Consider the following 15,650-nt stretch of genomic DNA (forward strand, 5'->3'; position numbering starts at 1 on the left):
TGACCCATTGCCTGCTCTGTGATGCCTTGAAACTTGACCATATGGTCGAAAAAGGAATCGCGCCGGATCAACCGGCCACACGGGGAGACCAAGCCATGAACCTGCCAGGGGCCAACCTGCGGATCGATTCCGCGCGTCTTTGGGACAGCCTTGAAGAGATGGCTTTGATCGGCCCCGGCGTGGCGGGGGGCTGCAATCGCCAGACGCTGACCGATGCCGACAGCGAAGGGCGACATCTGTTCCAGCGCTGGTGCGACGCCGCCGGAATGACCATGGGCGTCGATACAATGGGGAACATGTTCGCCACCCGTCCGGGCACGGACCCGAACGCCTTGCCCGTCTATATGGGCAGCCATTTGGACACCCAACCGACCGGCGGGAAATATGATGGGGTGTTGGGCGTTCTGGGCGCTTTGGAAGTGGTGCGGTCGCTGAACGACCACGGGATCAAGACGCGCCACCCGATTGTGGTGACGAACTGGACGAATGAGGAAGGCGCGCGGTTCGCCCCCGCCATGCTGGCGAGCGGCGTTTTTGCAGGCATCCATACCGAAGATTACGCCAAATCCCGCAAGGACATGGACGGTTTGGCCTTTGGCGACGAGTTGGCGCGGATTGGCTGGGTTGGCTCCGAAAAGGTCGGGGCGCGCAAGATGCATGCGATGCTGGAGCTGCATATCGAGCAGGGTCCGATCTTGGAGGCTGAGGGGTGTGAGATTGGCGTCGTGACCCATGGGCAGGGCCTGTGGTGGCTGGAAATCACGCTGACGGGGAAAGACGCGCATACGGGGTCAACGCCGATGGCGATGCGGGTGAATGCGGGGCTGGGCATGGCGCGGATCACCGAACGGGTGCATCAGATTGCGATGAGCCATCAGCCGAATGCGGTGGGGGCGGTGGGGCAGGTGAAGGTCTTCCCGAATTCGCGCAACGTCATTCCTGGCAAGGTGATCTTTACAGTGGACATCCGCTCGCCCGAACAGGGCAAGCTGGATGCGATGCGGGCCGAGGTGGAACGGGCGGCCCATGCGGTGGCGACGGAACTGGGCTTGGGCTGTTCGATTGAGGCGGTGGGGCATTTCGACCCAGTGACGTTTGATGCGGGTCTGGTGAAGGTCGTGCGGGGGGCTGCCGAAAAGCTGGGTTATTCCCACATGGATATCGTGTCGGGCGCTGGGCATGACGCCTGCTGGATCAATCGAGTGGCCCCCACGGTGATGATCATGTGCCCCTGCGTGGATGGGCTTTCGCACAATGAGGCGGAAGCGATCAGCCCGGAATGGGCGGCGGCGGGGACGGATGTTTTGTTCCACGCGGTTTGTGAGGTGGCGGGGGTGGTTTGAACCAAGGCCGGGGGCCGGCCCCCGGACCCCCAAGGTATTTATGGCAAGATGAAAGGGACGGCGGTGCGGCTTTTGGGAATTCTAGGCGTTCTGCTTATGGCGGGGACGGCCGAGGCCGAAGGTTGGCGAAATTGGTATGTTGGTCGCGGTGACGGCAATCATCTCTTGACGGTCGAAACGGAAGCGGAAGCCTCTGAAATACGGGCGGGAGTGGAGAGCAAGGATGATTTTGGCGATAGGATTACTTTCGGAGTCAGATGCCATCTTGGTGGCCCTAGGGCTGACAATATTCTGAGTGACGAAGGGATAATCTCAGCCACCTTCATTGGCGGAACACATCGAAATGTTAAGGTTCCGATCCGTCTTTCTGGAAGTTTTGACGGTGCTTCCGAAGTAGACTTGGGGGTATTCATGTTCAACCAGTTTGCGCTGGTCGGAAACGCGCCGCCTCAGCTTCTGGCTATGCTCACAACGCACGAAGAACTGACGATAACTTCTGACAATGGAACTTTCTCGGCAACGGTGCCCTTGGAAAATGCGGGTGCAGCCATGGCCGGGATCAAATGCTGGGGAGAAATGTAAATGACCACCACCATCCGCAACGGCACCATCGTCACCGCCGACCTGACCTATCAGGCCGATGTGCAGATCGAAAACGGCGTGATCACCGCCATCGGGCCGGGCCTCAAGGGTGGCCGCGAACTCGATGCCACGGGCTGCTACATCATGCCCGGGGGCATTGATCCGCATACCCATCTGGAGATGCCCTTTATGGGCACCTATTCGGCGGATGATTTCGAATCCGGCACGCGGGCGGCTTTGTCGGGTGGCACGACGATGGTCGTCGATTTCATCCTGCCCGGTCAGGGGCAGGGGCTGATGGATGCGGCCAAGGCGTGGCACAACAAATCGGGGCGGGCGAACTGCGACTATTCTTACCACATGGCGATCACCTGGTGGGGCCAGAAGGTGTGGGAAGATATGGAGGATTCGGTCAAGGCCGGGATCACCAGCTTCAAGCACTTCATGGCCTATAAGGGGGCTTTGATGGTGAATGATGATGAGATGTTTTCGTCTTTCCGCCGGGTGGGCGATCTGGGCGGCGTGGCCTTGGTCCATGCTGAAAACGGCGATCTGGTGGCGGAACTGACGGCGAAATTGTTGGCCGAAGGGAACACGGGGCCAGAGGCGCATGGCTACAGCCGCCCGCCGCAGGTCGAAGGCGAGGCGACGAACCGGGCGATCATGATTGCCGATATGGCGGGGGTGCCACTGTATGTGGTGCATACCTCTTGCGAGGAAGCGCATGAAGCGATCCGGCGGGCGCGGCAAGCGGGGAAACGGGTCTGGGGCGAGCCGCTGATCCAGCATCTGACGCTGGATGAAAGCGAATATTTCCACCCCGACTGGGACCATGCCGCGCGCCGCGTGATGTCGCCGCCCTTCCGGTCGAAAGACCATCAGGCGAGCCTTTGGGCGGGGCTGCAATCGGGGTCGCTGTCTTGCGTGGCGACGGACCATTGTGCGTTCACGACGGAACAGAAGCGGTTTGGTCTGGGAAATTTCAGCAAGATCCCGAACGGGACGGGGGGGCTGGAGGACCGTCTGCCGATGCTTTGGACGCATGGGGTGGAAACGGGGCGGCTGACGATGAATGAGTTTGTCGCCGTGACCAGCACGAACATCGCCAAGATCCTGAACATGTATCCGAAGAAGGGGGCGGTTCTGGTGGGGGCCGATGCGGACCTTGTGGTGCTGGACCCGAAGGCGTCGAAAGTGATCACGGCGGCGGGCCAGCAGTCGGCGATTGATTACAACGTGTTCGAGGGGAAAGAGGTGCGGGGCCTGCCGCGCTATACCCTGACGCGGGGGCAGGTGGCGGTGACGGAAGGGAAAGTGACGACCGAGGAAGGGCATGGTCGGTTCGTGGGGCGTGAGGCGCGGCCGGCGGTGAACCGGGCGCTTTCGACATGGAAGGAACTGACGGCCCCGCGCCCGGTGCAGCGGACGGGGGTTCCGGTGACGGGGGTTTGATCCAGCGGAATGGCCTGCGGCCATAAACCAATGCGTTCGGGGGGGCTTTGCCCCCCCCGCGCTGCGCGCTCCCCCCACGGTATTTATGGCAAGATGAATGGGTAAAAGATGCAGAAAGTGGCACTGATCATCGCGGGCGGTTCGGGCATCGGGGCCGGGGCCGCGCGGCAGTTGGCGGCTGATGGCTTTGCGGTGGGGATCTTGTCGTCCTCGGGCAAGGGTGAGGCTTTGGCGGCGGAACTGGGCGGGATTGGTGTCACGGGGACGAACCAGTCGAACGCGGATATTGGCGCGCTGGTCGATGCCGCCATGGCGCGTTGGGGGCGGGTGGATGTGCTGGTGAACAGCGCGGGTCACGGGCCCAGGGGGCCTGTGTTGGGGTTGAGCGATGAGGACTGGCGGGCGGGGATGGATGTGTATCTGATGAACGTCATCCGCCCGGTGCGGCTGGTGGCCCCGATCATGGGGCGGCAGGGGGGCGGGTCGATCATCAATGTGGGGTCTTATGTCTCGGTCGAGCCCGACGCGGCTTTTCCGATGTCTTCGGTGTTCCGCGCCGGGGTGTCGGCCTTTTCGAAGCTGGTGGCGGATGAATATGCCTCGGCTGGCGTGCGGGTGAACACGGTGGCTTGTGGCTTTTTCGACAGCCTGCCGGAAAAGGCGGAGTGGCGGGCAAAGGTGCCGATGGGGCGCTATGGCACGGTGGAGGAGGTTTCGAAGGTGATCGGCTTTCTGGCCTCGGACGGGGCGGCTTATGTGACAGGGCAGACCATCCGGGTGGATGGGGGGATAACGAGATCAGTATGAGCGATACGGTTGAAAGTCCGGTGATCGAGGCGGCGGATGCGGCGAGTGTTGAGCCAGAGGACACAACGCCCCGTCCGCAGCTGACTTCTTTTTGGGCGATCTTTGTGGGCTATTTGGCGGCTTGCTGCGTATTTGGGTCTTTCCTTGGCCTTTACCTTTCGATCAGTTCTTTCGTTGCCGATCCTGCGAACAGTAACCCATTCGCTCTTTTGACTTTTTCAACTCTATACCTGACTTTCTTTGCGAGTATTTTTGCTTGGCCAGGTTTTATCTTTCTGCGCTCGTTGCTTCACGTGACCGGCCGAAAGGATCCGGTTAGTTTTGCGGTCGCGGGCCTTTTGAATGTGGCGATCATGGCGGTTATTCTCTTTGGTTCGGGTGACTTTTGGCGTTTCCTGGAATATCCGCCAGATTCGATCATGTTGCCTATCGGTTTCGCCGCAGGTGGCGCGGCTGGTCTGGTTGAACAATATCTCACTATGGAAGCTTCGGTGAAGGTAAGCGACGCATGAAAGACGAAGTGACCCCCATGTCTCGTGTCATTGAAGCGCGGGATTTGAACCTTGTCTTCCAGACGGCGGATGGGCCGGTTCAGGCGTTGAAGGATGTGAATCTGACCATCAACCGGGGGGATTTCGTCAGTTTCATCGGCCCTTCGGGCTGTGGCAAGACGACCTTTTTGCGCTGCATTGCGGCTTTGGAGCATCCGACAGGGGGCCGTCTGACCGTCAACGGGATGACGCCTGATCAGGCGCGGATGGCACGGGCCTATGGCTATGTCTTTCAGGCGGCGGGGCTTTATCCTTGGCGCACGATTGCGGGAAACATTCGGCTGCCTTTGGAGATCATGGGGTTTTCCAAGGCGGATCAAGAGGAGCGGGTGGCCCGTGTTCTGGACCTGGTGGAACTGTCGGGCTTTGGGAAGAAATTTCCCTGGCAGTTGTCGGGGGGGATGCAGCAACGCGCCTCGATTGCCCGCGCGCTGGCCTTTGATGCGGATATTCTGCTGATGGACGAACCCTTTGGGGCTTTGGATGAAATCGTGCGGGACAGGCTGAATGAAGAGGTGCTGAAGCTGTGGGCGCGGACGGGAAAGACGGTGGCTTTCGTGACTCATTCGATCCCGGAAGCGGTGTATCTTTCGACGAAGATCGTGGTGATGAGCCCGCGACCGGGGCGGATTTCGGATGTGATCGACAGCCCTTTGCCGCGGGAGAGGCCCTTGGAGATTAGAGACAGCCGGGAATTCATCGAGATTGCGCATCGGGTGCGCGAAGGCCTGCGGGCCGGGCATGGGGATGAGCTGTGATCCAGCGGAATGGCTGCGCCATAAGCTTTTGCGTTCGAGGGGGCTTTGCCCCCCGGCTGCGCCATCCCCCAAGGTATTTGGGGGCAATGTGAATGGGTGATCTGGTGATCCGGGAGGCGGTGGTCGGCGATCTGGCGGCTTGTGCGGCCATCGTGAACGCCGACATTGACGCGCGGGGCTTTATGCCGCGGACGGTCACGGTCGAGGATATTGAGGCGATGTTTGTGCCGACCTTGCTGGAGGCGCGGGTTCTGCTGGTGGCGGAAAGCGAGGGTGCGGTGTTGGGTTATCTGTCGTCGGAACCCACGGGCGATGTGCGGGGCTTTTATGTGCGGGCGGATGCGCAGGGCAAAGGGGTCGGCAAGGCGCTGATGGACGGGGCGAAGGCGCGGTTTCCGGCGGGTCTGCGGTTGACGGTGTTTGAGCCGAACACGGGTGGGCAGAGGTTCTATGTGCGGGAAGGCTTTGTGGATACGGGGGTGCGGTCTGTGGATGATGGGGTTCCTGTGATGCATCTGGAATGGGTGCCGCGATGATCGGCGTGATATGCCCCCCACCCCATCCCTCCCCCACGGGGGGGGAGGGGGTCGCGTCTTTCCCATGTGGCACGTCTGAATTGAAGCGCCTCCCTCCCCCCTTGTGGGGGAGGGTTGGGGTGGGGGGGCTGTTGTGATGAAGCGGGTGCTGCCAGTTCTGACGGTGCTGTGTGGGATTGTTGCCCTTTGGTATCTCGCCTCGGTCTGGCTGAATGCCACCTGGGTCTATGATCAGGCCGCCCGCGATGGGCGGAGCGTGACCTTTTCCCAAATGGTCGTTGAAACCCAGTCACAGGAACGCCCGCTTTTGCCGCCACCACATCAGGTGGGGGCCGAGTTGTGGAAGGGGCTGACGGCGCAGGCGGTGACCTCGAAACGCTCGCTGGTCTGGCATGGCTATAAGACGTTTGAGGCGACGATGGCGGGCTTTGCCTTAGGGATCGCGCTGGGCGTGGGGCTGGCGGTGGCGATTGTTTACAGCCGGACGGTGGACCGTTCGGTGATGCCTTGGGCGATCATCAGCCAGACGGTGCCGATTGTGGCCTTGGCGCCGATGATCATCGTGCTTTCCAGCAAGATGGGCATTGACAGCAAGCTGGTGCCGAAGGCGATCATCGCGGCCTATCTGTCGTTCTTTCCGGTGCTGGTCGGCATGATCAAGGGGCTGCGCAGCCCGGATGCGATGCAGTTGGATCTGATGCGGACCTGGAATGCCAGCGGCTTGCAGAATTTTCTGGTGCTGCGGCTGCCGTCGTCGATGCCTTATTTCTTTGCCTCGCTGAAGGTCGCCATTGCGGCGGCTTTGGTGGGGGCCATCGTGGGGGAATTGCCCTCTGGCGCGACCGTGGGTCTTGGCGCGCGGATGTTGCAGGGCAGCCAATATGGGCGGCCTTTGGACATGTGGGCGGCGCTGTTCGCGGCGGCTTTGCTGGCCGGGGTTCTGATCCTGATCGTGGGGCAGTTGGAGCGGCTGGCGCGCAAACGGATGGGGGCGGCGGGATGATCTTGGTCTTTGCAGCCCTTGCGATCTGGCTGGCGGGTTGGGCGCTGAACATGGCTTTGGCGCGGTCGTGGTTTGGCGAAAGCCGGGCCGGGCGGATCAGCATCGCGCTGATCTTTGGCGGGACGGTTCTGCTGGTTTGGGAGCTGTTGGTGCGGGGGCTGGAGGTCTCGCCGGTGATCCTGCCGCCGCCCAGCGTGATTGGGGGCAAGATCGCCGAAAGCCTGCCGGTGCTTTGGGCGGACTTTGTTCAGACGGTGCTGAAAGGGGCGCTGAGCGGCTTTGTCATGGGCTGCGGGGCGGGGGTTCTGGCGGCCATTCTGATTGACCGTTCGCCGTTCCTGCAAAAGGGCCTGCTGCCCATTGGCAATTTCGTGGCGGCTTTGCCCATCGTGGGGGTCGCGCCGATTTTGGTGATGTGGTTCGGCTTTGATTGGCAATCGAAGGCGGCGGTTGTTGTGATCATGGTGTTCTTTCCGATGCTGGTGAACACGGTCGCCGGTCTGCAAGCCAGCGAGAGGATGCAGCGCGATCTGATGGCCACTTGGGGCGCGGGATATTGGCAATCGCTGTGGAAACTGCGGCTGCCTGCGGCCATGCCTTTCATCTTCAACGGGCTGAAAATTTCATCGACTCTGGCCCTGATCGGGGCGATTGTGGCTGAATTCTTTGGCAGTCCCATCGTCGGCATGGGTTTTCGCATCTCGACCGAGGTCGGCCGCCTTGGCCTCGACATGGTCTGGGCCGAGATTGCGGTGGCGGCATTGGCGGGGTCTGCCCTTTACGGGCTGATCGCGCTGATCGAACGGGGGGTGACCTTCTGGCACCCGTCGCAAAGGCATTAACCGGACCCCAAAGGGGCCAACAAGGAGGTCAGAATGAAAAAGTTCCTAACCGGCGCGCTGATGGCGGGCATGGCCACAACGGCGCAGGCCGAGGACGTGACGCTGCAACTGAAATGGGTCACGCAGGCCCAGTTCGCGGGCTACTACGTCGCCCAAGCCAAGGGTTTCTATGAAGAAGAGGGCCTGAACGTCACCATCCTGCCCGGCGGGCCGGACATTGCCCCGACGCAGGTCATCGCCGGGGGCGGGGCGGATGTGGTCGTCGAATGGATGCCCGCCGCCTTGGCCGCCCGCGAAAAGGGTCTGCCGCTGGTGAACATCGCGCAGCCCTTTGCCAGCTCGGGCATGATGCTGACCTGCCTCAAGGAATCGGGCGTCGCCAGCCCCGCCGATTTCGCCGACAAGACCTTGGGCGTCTGGTTCTTTGGCAATGAATATCCCTTCCTTTCGTGGATGTCGCAGCTTGGCCTGAAAACTGACGGTTCGGCGGGCGGCGTCACCGTGCTGAAACAGGGGTTCAACGTCGATCCGCTGTTGCAGAAACAGGCGGCCTGCATTTCGACCATGACCTACAACGAATATTGGCAGGTCATTGATGCGGGGATCAGCCCGGATGACCTTGTGACCTTTAAATACGAAGATCAGGGCGTCGCCACCTTGGAAGACGGGCTTTACGTGCTGGAAGAAAAGCTGGCCGATCCGGCTTTTGCCGAGACGATGGTGAAATTCGTCCGCGCCAGCATGAAAGGCTGGAAATATGCCGAGGCGAATTCGGACGAAGCGGCGATGATCGTGCTGGAAAACGATGAATCCGGTGCCCAGACCGAAGCCCACCAAAAGCGGATGATGGGCGAAGTGGCGAAACTGACCGCAGGTTCCAACGGCGCGCTGGATGTGTCGGCGGCGGATCGCACTGTCGCCTCGCTGCTGGCCGGTGGTTCCGACCCCGTGATCACTAAGACGCCGGAAGGCGCCTGGACTTCGGCGATCACGGACAAGGCTTTGGCGGAATAAGATCAGCAAACTATAAGCACACCCGGAAATAGATCCGGGTGTGCTCTGCGCGAAATTATACTTTCAACACTTGTAGCCCAAAGTAATCTGGTTTCAACTCTGACTTGTGTCGTCAAGGTTGAGCGATGCCGCAGCCATAGTTGAAAGGTCTAATCCGATGCCCATATTCTCCGGAAGCCAAGACAATGACACATTGGCCGGTAGCGCCGAAATCGACCTTCTAACTGGTTTAGGCGGTAACGATTTTCTGGAAGGCAGCGAAGGGGATGATACCCTAGACGGTGGTGAGGGAAACGACAGCCTCTATGGCGGGTCACAAAATGATTCACTTTTGGGGGGCGGCGGGAATGATGTTCTTTCCGGCGGCACCGGGAACGACACGCTGGATGGCGGTGATGGCAACAATACCCTGTCAGGCGGCCTTGGGGATGATGTGATCTATGCGGGCAGCGGCAGCAATCAGGTTTCGGGCGATGATGGCAACGACACCCTGTATGGCGACGACAATTATGTCGCTCTTTCTGGCGGCGAAGGCGACGATCTCATCCTCCTTGGGACCGGTCAAGCCACCGGCAGTGGCGGAGCTGGCAATGACACGATTCAGGGCGGCAGCGGCAATGACGAACTGAGTGGTGGAGACGGCAATGACCTCATCATTGCGGCTGGGGGGCGGGATTATCTTTACGGCGGTAAAGGCGCTGACACGCTGCAAGGGGCGGATGACGCGTTTCTATATGGTGGCGACGGCGACGATCACCTTACAGCCATCGGCTTTAGCAACCGCTTGCTGGGCGACGCTGGGAATGACATGCTGTATGGCGGCTCGGCCAGTGGCGTTGGCGTCTATGGCGGAAGTGGTGATGATCACTTCTTTGTGGCTTCTTCAATCAATTCGTCTTTCTTCGGTGGCAGTGGAAATGATACTGTCACGGCTGGTTCGTCTGATCCCCTATACGTGGCAGGAGAGGACGGGGATGATGTGTTCATTGCTGGCACCGGCGCGCTTTCTGGCTACGGAGGCGCGGGGAACGACCTTTTCCAAGGTGGAACAGGCAACGACACCGCAATTGGCGGTTCAGGGAATGACAAGCTGAACGGCGGCGATGGAGACGATTATCTGTCCGGCGAGTTAGGCGATGATAGCCTTGTCGGTGGCGCGGGCGATGATTTTCTTTACGGGGGTGCTGCACATCTATTGGAAAACGAAGGTTTCGATACACTGGATGGCGGCGCAGGGCAGGACTTCCTTTATGGCGGTGCTGATGGCGACAGCGTTTTGGGCGGGACTGGGGTCGATCAGCTGTTTGGCGGCAATGGCAACGACAGCCTTGATGGCGGCGCTGACATCGACATTCTGAACGGAGAGGCCGGGAACGACAGCCTTTCCGGCGGCGATGGCGGTGACGCTTTGCTCGCAGGCGCGGGAGAAGACAGCCTTTTGGGCGGCAAGGGGGCTGACCAGATGTTCGGCGGCGTGGGCGATGACTGGCTGCGGGGTGGCTCTGGCGTGGACAGCCTGAGCGGTGGTGACGGGATCGACAGTTTTGTCTTTGCAAGCAAGGCCGAAGCCCGCGGCGACCACATCGCCGACTTTGCCCATGGTATCGACAAGATAGATCTGTCCGCCTTTATGGATGGGGGCCGCTTCATCGGGGCGAAAGCGTTCAGCGGCAAGGCGGATCAGGTGCGCTATGTCAGCACCTCGGGTCTGTTGCAGGGCGATGTGAATGGCGATGGCCGGGTTGACTGGTCACTGACCATCGACAATCACGCCGTGCTGACGAAGGGCGACTTTATCTTTTGATCTATGGCCTTGATCAGGGCCTGTAAATCTTTACTCTTTGCGTAAATTCTTTGCGCAAAGAGGGGATTGGTCATGGCCCTGTCCAGACTGATCGGCAGTCGATTGCGGGAACGTCGGCAGGCTTTGGGCCTGAAACAGGCCGATGTGGCGGCCAGGGCCGGGATTTCGGCCTCTTTCCTGAACCTGATCGAGCACAACCGTCGCCGGGTGGGGGGCGAGGTTCTGGCGGGGCTGGCCCGGGTCTTGCAGATGGATGCGGCGGCGCTGGGCGGGATCGGCGAAAGCGGCTTGCTGGATGATTTGCGGGCGGCGGGTGCAGGCACGGCGGCGGAACTGGACCGGGTGGAGGAATTCGTCGGACGCTTTCCGGGCTGGGCCGGGGCCTTGGCGCAGGCCTCGGGGCGGGCGGTGCAGGCGGAACGGGCGGTGATGGTCCTAAACGACCGCATGGCGCATGACCCGCATCTGGCGCAGGCCTTGCATGAATTGCTGACGGCGGTGTCGGCGGTGCGGGCGACGGCGGGGATTTTGGCGGAAACCGGCGATCTGGCGCCGGAATGGCGCGATAGGTTCCAGCGGAACCTGCATCAGGATGCCGAACGCATGGCCATCGGGGCGGAAACGCTGGTGGCTTGGCTGAACCGGGCCGAAGGCGGGGCCGAGGCGGTGGCCAGCCCGCAGGAAGAATTCGACGCCTGGCTGGAGGCGAAGGGCTGGCATTTGGCGGGGCTGGAGCGGGGCGAAGGGGCCGAGGCGGAGATTGAGGCGGAGATTGAGGCGGGCCTGACCTCGCATCTGGCGCGCGATCTGGCGCGGGTCTGGGCGGTGCGAACGCAGGCCGAGGCGCGGGCGATGCCCTTGGAACAGGCGCAGGGCTTTGACGACCCCCTGGCGCTGGCGGCGGGTTTTGGCCTGGGGCCGATGGCGGGGCTGCGGCGGATGGCGGGGCTGCCGGGCTCTGTGCATGGGTTGGTGATCTGCGACGGGGCGGGGGCGCTGACCTTTCGCAAACCCGCGCGGGGCTTTGCCCTGCCGCGCTTTGGTGCCGCCTGCGCGCTGTGGCCGCTGTTTCAGGCGCTGACGCGCCCAGGCCAGCCGGTCGAGGCGCGGGTGCGTCTGGCGGGCCGGGGGGGCGAGGGCGGCTTTCACCTGCGGGCGGTGGCCGAAACACGTGTGGGGGCGCGGTTTGGCGATCCGGTTTTGGTTGAGGCGGCGATGCTGATCACGCCCTTGGGACAGGTGGCCGAGGAGGTGCCGGAAATCGGCAGCACCTGTGCTGTCTGCGCAAAACCGGCCTGCCCGGCGCGGCGGGAAGGGTCGATTTTGGCCCCTCTCTGATCCGGCGGAATGGCCTTTGGCCATAAGGCCATGCGTTCGAGGGGGCTTTGCCCCCTATTCGCTGCCGCTCTTCCCCGGCCCGCGCAGGCTTGCGTGGGTGTTCGGCGCTGAAATCGGTCCACTGGACCGATTTCCGGGCGCGCCTCACCCCCCAGGATACTTTTGAAGAAAAGATGGGGGCAGGGATGAAGTTTTGACAGATGGGGACCAGCGGCCCTAATGTTACAAGAGCCACAAAGGAGGCCCCTTGTCCGCAACGCCCCATGTCCTGCTGATTGAAGACGAACCGAACATCGCCGAGGCGATCCGCTTTCTTTTGTCGCGCGATGGGCTGTCGGTGACGGTGCTGGATCATGGGGCCAAGGCGATGGCGGTGATGCGGGAAAAGGTGCCAGCGCTGGTCATTCTGGATCTGATGCTGCCCGACATCAGCGGCTTGGAAATCCTGACGGCGATGCGGGGGGAAAGGGCCTTTCGCGGGGTGCCGGTGCTGATGCTGACGGCCAAAGGCCAGGCACGCGACCGTGAGGCGGCGGAAAAGGCGGGGGCGAGCCTGTTCATGGCGAAACCCTTTGCCAATGCCGAGCTGATGGCGGCGGTGCGGCAATTGCTGGGGGCCTAGCATGGCGACGCGCCGCCTTCGTCCGATGTTTGTCGCCAAACGGTCCTACCGTCTGCGCCGCCTGCGGGATGGGGCGCGGATGTTACCCTTTCTGGGGGCCTTTTTGTATGTGCTGCCGCTGTTGTGGGTGCCAACCGGTCAGACCCGTGATCTGGCGCGGGATGCGGTCTATCTGTTCCTGGCCTGGGGGGTGTTGATCGGCCTGACCGCGCTGATCGCGGCGCGGCTGCGGGCGGCGGGGAATGATGCCGATGATCCGGCGAGTGCTGAGGACGCGGAATGATCCCCTTCAGCCTGCTGGTTCTGGCCTGTCTGGCCTATGTCTTGTTCCTGTTCCTTGTGGCTTTCTGGGTGGAACGCCGCAATGCCAACCGAACGGCGGGCTGGCTGCGCAGCCCTTGGGTCTATACCCTGTCGCTGTCGATCTATTGCACCGCTTGGACGTTTTTCGGCGCGGTCGGCTATGCGGCGCGTTCGGGGCTGGAATTTGCGACGATCTACATGGGGCCGACCTTGGTTTTCATCGGGTGGTGGTGGGTTCTGCGCAAGCTGGTGCGGATCGGGCGGCAGCAGCACATCACCTCTATCGCGGATATGGTGTCGTCGCGCTATGGCAAGTCGCCTTTTCTGGGGGTGGTCGTCACGCTGATCTGCGTCGCTTCGGCGACGCCCTATATCAGCCTGCAACTGCAATCGGTGACCCTGTCCTTTCAGGTTTTTGCCAGCGCCAGTGCGGTGGCGAGCCCGGTGAACGACCCGGCGGTGATTTCGCTTTGGGTGGCAGTGGGGTTGGCGGTGTTCACCATTCTGTTTGGCACGCGCAATCTGGACAGCCGCGAACAGCATACGGGCATTGTGATTGCCATCGCGATTGAGGCGGTGGTGAAGCTGGTGGCCCTGCTGGCGGTGGGGATGTTCGTCGTTTTCACGCTGGGGGGCGGCATCGGCCCGATGCTGGACCGGATCGCCGCCAGCCCCATGGCGGGCTGGGAGGTGGATCCGGCGCGTTGGATCGGGCTGACGGGGCTTTCGGCGGCGGCGGTGCTGTGCCTGCCGCGTATGTTCCATGTGACGGTTGTGGAAAACACCGATGAAAACCATCTGGCGACGGCAAGCTGGGCCTTTCCCCTGTATCTGATGGCGATGAGCCTGTTTGTGATCCCCATCGCCGTGATGGGGATGGAGCTGATGCCGCGGGGCAGCAACCCTGATCTTTTCGTGCTGACGCTGCCCCTGTCCGAAGGGCGGGGTGGGCTGGCCATGCTGGCCTTTCTGGGCGGCTTTTCCAGTGCGACCAGCATGGTGATTGTGGCGACGATTGCGCTGGCGACGATGGTGTCGAACCATATCGTGATGCCCATCTGGCTGCGGCTGGGGCCACGGGCGGCGGTCACCGGCGATGTGCGGGGCGTCGTACTGATGTCGCGGCGGATGTCGATCGGTGGGGTTCTGGGCCTTGGCTATGCTTATTTCCTGCTGTCCGGCGGATCCTCGGCCCTGGCCGCCATCGGCCTGATCGCCTTTGTCGGGGTGGCCCAGATTCTGCCTGCGCTGCTGGGGGGCATCTATTGGCGTGGCGCCACCCGCATGGGCGCTGCGCTGGGCTTGGGGGTTGGTTCGGCGCTGTGGGTTTATTGCCTGCTGCTGCCCAGTTTCGGGCCGGGGGCGGTGCTGTCGGCCAGCGTCATGGCAGAAGGGCCCTTTGGCATCGGCTGGCTGCGACCCTATGCGCTGTTCGGGGTTATTGGGTTGGACCCGCTGATCCACGCGGTTTTCTGGTCTCTGACGTTGAACATCATCGCCTTTTGCCTTGGTTCCGTCCTGACCTTTCCCGGACCTGTGGAACGGGCGCAGGCGGTGGCCTTTGTGAATGTGTTTGATGGCGGGGCAGGGCTGCAAGGCTGGTCGAAAGGCACTGCCGACCCCGAAGCCCTGCTGATCACGGCCCAACGCATTTTGGGGGACGAGGCGGCGCTGGGTTATTTTCAGGAGCAGGCCAAAGCACAGGGCAAGGGCGGCTATCTGCCCGATCCGGCCCCCGAATTTCTGGACGGGTTGGAAATGCGGCTGGCGGGGTCGGTGGGGGCCGCCACGGCCCATGCCATGCTGTCGCAACTGGCGGGCCGGGCGGCGGTTTCGGTCGAGGATCTGATCGCCGTGGCCAGTGAATCAGCGCAGATGATGGAACATTCGGCGCAATTGGAAAGCCAACAGGCGGAACTGACGCGCACCGCCCGCGCGCTGCGCGAGGCGAATGAAAAGCTGACCCAGCTTTCAGTGCAGAAGGATGGGTTCCTATCGCAGATCAGCCATGAATTGCGCACGCCCATGACCTCGATCCGCGCCTTTTCCGAAATGCTGATGGAACAAGACCTGCCGCCCGATCAAGCCGCGCGGTTTTCGGAAATTATCCACACCGAGGCGATCCGCCTGACGCGGCTGCTGGATGCACTGTTGGACCTTTCGGTGCTGGAGGCGGGGGCCGTGCAGTTGAACGTCGGGCTGGTGTCGGTGCAGACGATCCTGGATCGGGCCTTGGCCGCGACCGAGGCGGGGCGGGCGGGCCGACAGGTGGTGGTGACGCGGGACGCTGAGGCGGAACAGATCTTTTTGCGCACCGATGCTGACAGGTTGGTGCAGGTGGTGATCAATCTGGTCAGCAACGCCCTGAAATACTGCGATGCGCTGCTGCCGGAACTGCGGTTGGTGGTGCGGCAAAAGGGCGGGCATGTGACCCTGGATGTGGTCGACAATGGGTCTGGCATCCCCAAGGAAAAGCAGGCGCTGATCTTTGAAAAATTCGCGCGTCTGACCGATCAGACCCGCGCCGGGGGGGCGGGGCTTGGTCTGGCGATCTGCCGTGAGATCATGGAAAATCTGGGTGGCAGTATCGCCTATCTGCCGGGGCAGGGCGGGGCGGCCTTTCGTGTGACCTTGCCGCTGCGGATGAAAAAACCCGCATGAGGGATTGGCGCTAACCTTTTGGCAAGGCTTTCCA

General features: G+C 62.0%; 15 protein-coding genes. All 15 read left to right on the forward strand.

The annotated features are described in order from the left end of the window. Positions 1 to 95 precede the first annotated feature (95 nt). On the forward strand, positions 96 to 1,343 hold the full coding sequence (locus IE095_RS10685; RefSeq protein WP_189411656.1) for a Zn-dependent hydrolase: 1,248 nt from the start codon (positions 96 to 98) through the stop codon (positions 1,341 to 1,343). A 48-nt stretch (positions 1,344 to 1,391) separates the two neighbouring features. Further along, on the forward strand, positions 1,392 to 1,925 hold the full coding sequence (locus IE095_RS10690) for a hypothetical protein (protein ID WP_189411657.1): 534 nt from the start codon (positions 1,392 to 1,394) through the stop codon (positions 1,923 to 1,925). Beyond that, positions 1,926 to 3,377 carry a dihydropyrimidinase gene (hydA, locus tag IE095_RS10695; RefSeq protein WP_189411658.1) on the forward strand — a complete coding sequence of 484 codons (1,452 nt, stop codon included), beginning with the start codon at positions 1,926 to 1,928 and terminating at the stop codon, positions 3,375 to 3,377. A gap of 108 nt (positions 3,378 to 3,485) precedes the next feature. Continuing rightward, a complete protein-coding gene (locus IE095_RS10700; RefSeq protein WP_189411659.1) occupies positions 3,486 to 4,184 on the forward strand; it encodes an SDR family oxidoreductase in 699 nt (232 codons plus the stop codon). Further along, entirely contained in the window at positions 4,181 to 4,696 is a 516-nt protein-coding gene (locus IE095_RS10705; RefSeq protein ID WP_189411660.1) for a hypothetical protein, read from the forward strand. The genes IE095_RS10700 and IE095_RS10705 overlap by 4 nt, the downstream gene beginning before the upstream one ends. Then, complete coding sequence (locus IE095_RS10710; protein ID WP_189411661.1) at positions 4,693 to 5,493, forward strand: ABC transporter ATP-binding protein; 801 nt, start codon at positions 4,693 to 4,695, stop codon at positions 5,491 to 5,493. The genes IE095_RS10705 and IE095_RS10710 overlap by 4 nt, the downstream gene beginning before the upstream one ends. A 92-nt stretch (positions 5,494 to 5,585) precedes the next feature. Further along, positions 5,586 to 6,029: a GNAT family N-acetyltransferase gene (locus tag IE095_RS10715; protein WP_189411662.1), complete on the forward strand. Its 444-nt coding sequence runs from the start codon at positions 5,586 to 5,588 to the stop codon at positions 6,027 to 6,029. 136 nt (positions 6,030 to 6,165) lie between these two features. Continuing rightward, positions 6,166 to 7,032, forward strand: coding sequence for an ABC transporter permease (locus IE095_RS10720; protein WP_189411663.1), 867 nt, complete (start codon positions 6,166 to 6,168; stop codon positions 7,030 to 7,032). Beyond that, positions 7,029 to 7,874, forward strand: coding sequence for an ABC transporter permease (locus tag IE095_RS10725; RefSeq protein ID WP_189411664.1), 846 nt, complete (start codon positions 7,029 to 7,031; stop codon positions 7,872 to 7,874). Before IE095_RS10720 ends, IE095_RS10725 begins: the two co-directional genes overlap by 4 nt. A gap of 33 nt (positions 7,875 to 7,907) precedes the next feature. Continuing rightward, positions 7,908 to 8,888: an ABC transporter substrate-binding protein gene (locus tag IE095_RS10730; RefSeq protein ID WP_189411665.1), complete on the forward strand. Its 981-nt coding sequence runs from the start codon at positions 7,908 to 7,910 to the stop codon at positions 8,886 to 8,888. A gap of 157 nt (positions 8,889 to 9,045) precedes the next feature. Continuing rightward, positions 9,046 to 10,692, forward strand: a complete 1,647-nt coding sequence (locus IE095_RS10735) for a calcium-binding protein (RefSeq protein WP_189411666.1) — start codon at positions 9,046 to 9,048, stop codon at positions 10,690 to 10,692. A gap of 72 nt (positions 10,693 to 10,764) precedes the next feature. Continuing rightward, positions 10,765 to 12,030: a helix-turn-helix transcriptional regulator gene (locus tag IE095_RS18595; RefSeq protein ID WP_189411667.1), complete on the forward strand. Its 1,266-nt coding sequence runs from the start codon at positions 10,765 to 10,767 to the stop codon at positions 12,028 to 12,030. Positions 12,031 to 12,277: 247 nt separating this feature from the next. Further along, complete coding sequence (locus tag IE095_RS10745) at positions 12,278 to 12,652, forward strand: response regulator transcription factor (protein ID WP_189411668.1); 375 nt, start codon at positions 12,278 to 12,280, stop codon at positions 12,650 to 12,652. Between the two features lies 1 nt (position 12,653). Then, positions 12,654 to 12,935 carry a hypothetical protein gene (locus IE095_RS10750; protein WP_189411669.1) on the forward strand — a complete coding sequence of 94 codons (282 nt, stop codon included), beginning with the start codon at positions 12,654 to 12,656 and terminating at the stop codon, positions 12,933 to 12,935. Next, complete coding sequence (locus IE095_RS10755) at positions 12,932 to 15,616, forward strand: ATP-binding protein (RefSeq protein WP_229804707.1); 2,685 nt, start codon at positions 12,932 to 12,934, stop codon at positions 15,614 to 15,616. Before IE095_RS10750 ends, IE095_RS10755 begins: the two co-directional genes overlap by 4 nt. Positions 15,617 to 15,650: the final 34 nt, after the last annotated feature.

Origin of the sequence: Neogemmobacter tilapiae (genome assembly GCF_014652215.1) — a bacterium.
GTDB lineage: Bacteria > Pseudomonadota > Alphaproteobacteria > Rhodobacterales > Rhodobacteraceae > Neogemmobacter > Neogemmobacter tilapiae.

Excerpts from the sequence above, each read along its gene's own strand:
- IE095_RS10685 (WP_189411656.1), top strand. The coding sequence starts at position 96 with ATGAACCTGCCAGGGGCCAACCTGCGGATCGATTCCGCGCGTCTTTGG.
- IE095_RS10690 (WP_189411657.1), top strand. The coding sequence starts at position 1,392 with ATGAAAGGGACGGCGGTGCGGCTTTTGGGAATTCTAGGCGTTCTGCTT.
- hydA (WP_189411658.1), top strand. The coding sequence starts at position 1,926 with ATGACCACCACCATCCGCAACGGCACCATCGTCACCGCCGACCTGACC.
- IE095_RS10700 (WP_189411659.1), top strand. The coding sequence starts at position 3,486 with ATGCAGAAAGTGGCACTGATCATCGCGGGCGGTTCGGGCATCGGGGCC.
- IE095_RS10705 (WP_189411660.1), top strand. The coding sequence starts at position 4,181 with ATGAGCGATACGGTTGAAAGTCCGGTGATCGAGGCGGCGGATGCGGCG.
- IE095_RS10710 (WP_189411661.1), top strand. The coding sequence starts at position 4,693 with ATGAAAGACGAAGTGACCCCCATGTCTCGTGTCATTGAAGCGCGGGAT.
- IE095_RS10715 (WP_189411662.1), top strand. The coding sequence starts at position 5,586 with ATGGGTGATCTGGTGATCCGGGAGGCGGTGGTCGGCGATCTGGCGGCT.
- IE095_RS10720 (WP_189411663.1), top strand. The coding sequence starts at position 6,166 with ATGAAGCGGGTGCTGCCAGTTCTGACGGTGCTGTGTGGGATTGTTGCC.
- IE095_RS10725 (WP_189411664.1), top strand. The coding sequence starts at position 7,029 with ATGATCTTGGTCTTTGCAGCCCTTGCGATCTGGCTGGCGGGTTGGGCG.
- IE095_RS10730 (WP_189411665.1), top strand. The coding sequence starts at position 7,908 with ATGAAAAAGTTCCTAACCGGCGCGCTGATGGCGGGCATGGCCACAACG.
- IE095_RS10735 (WP_189411666.1), top strand. The coding sequence starts at position 9,046 with ATGCCCATATTCTCCGGAAGCCAAGACAATGACACATTGGCCGGTAGC.
- IE095_RS18595 (WP_189411667.1), top strand. The coding sequence starts at position 10,765 with ATGGCCCTGTCCAGACTGATCGGCAGTCGATTGCGGGAACGTCGGCAG.
- IE095_RS10750 (WP_189411669.1), top strand. The coding sequence starts at position 12,654 with ATGGCGACGCGCCGCCTTCGTCCGATGTTTGTCGCCAAACGGTCCTAC.
- IE095_RS10755 (WP_229804707.1), top strand. The coding sequence starts at position 12,932 with ATGATCCCCTTCAGCCTGCTGGTTCTGGCCTGTCTGGCCTATGTCTTG.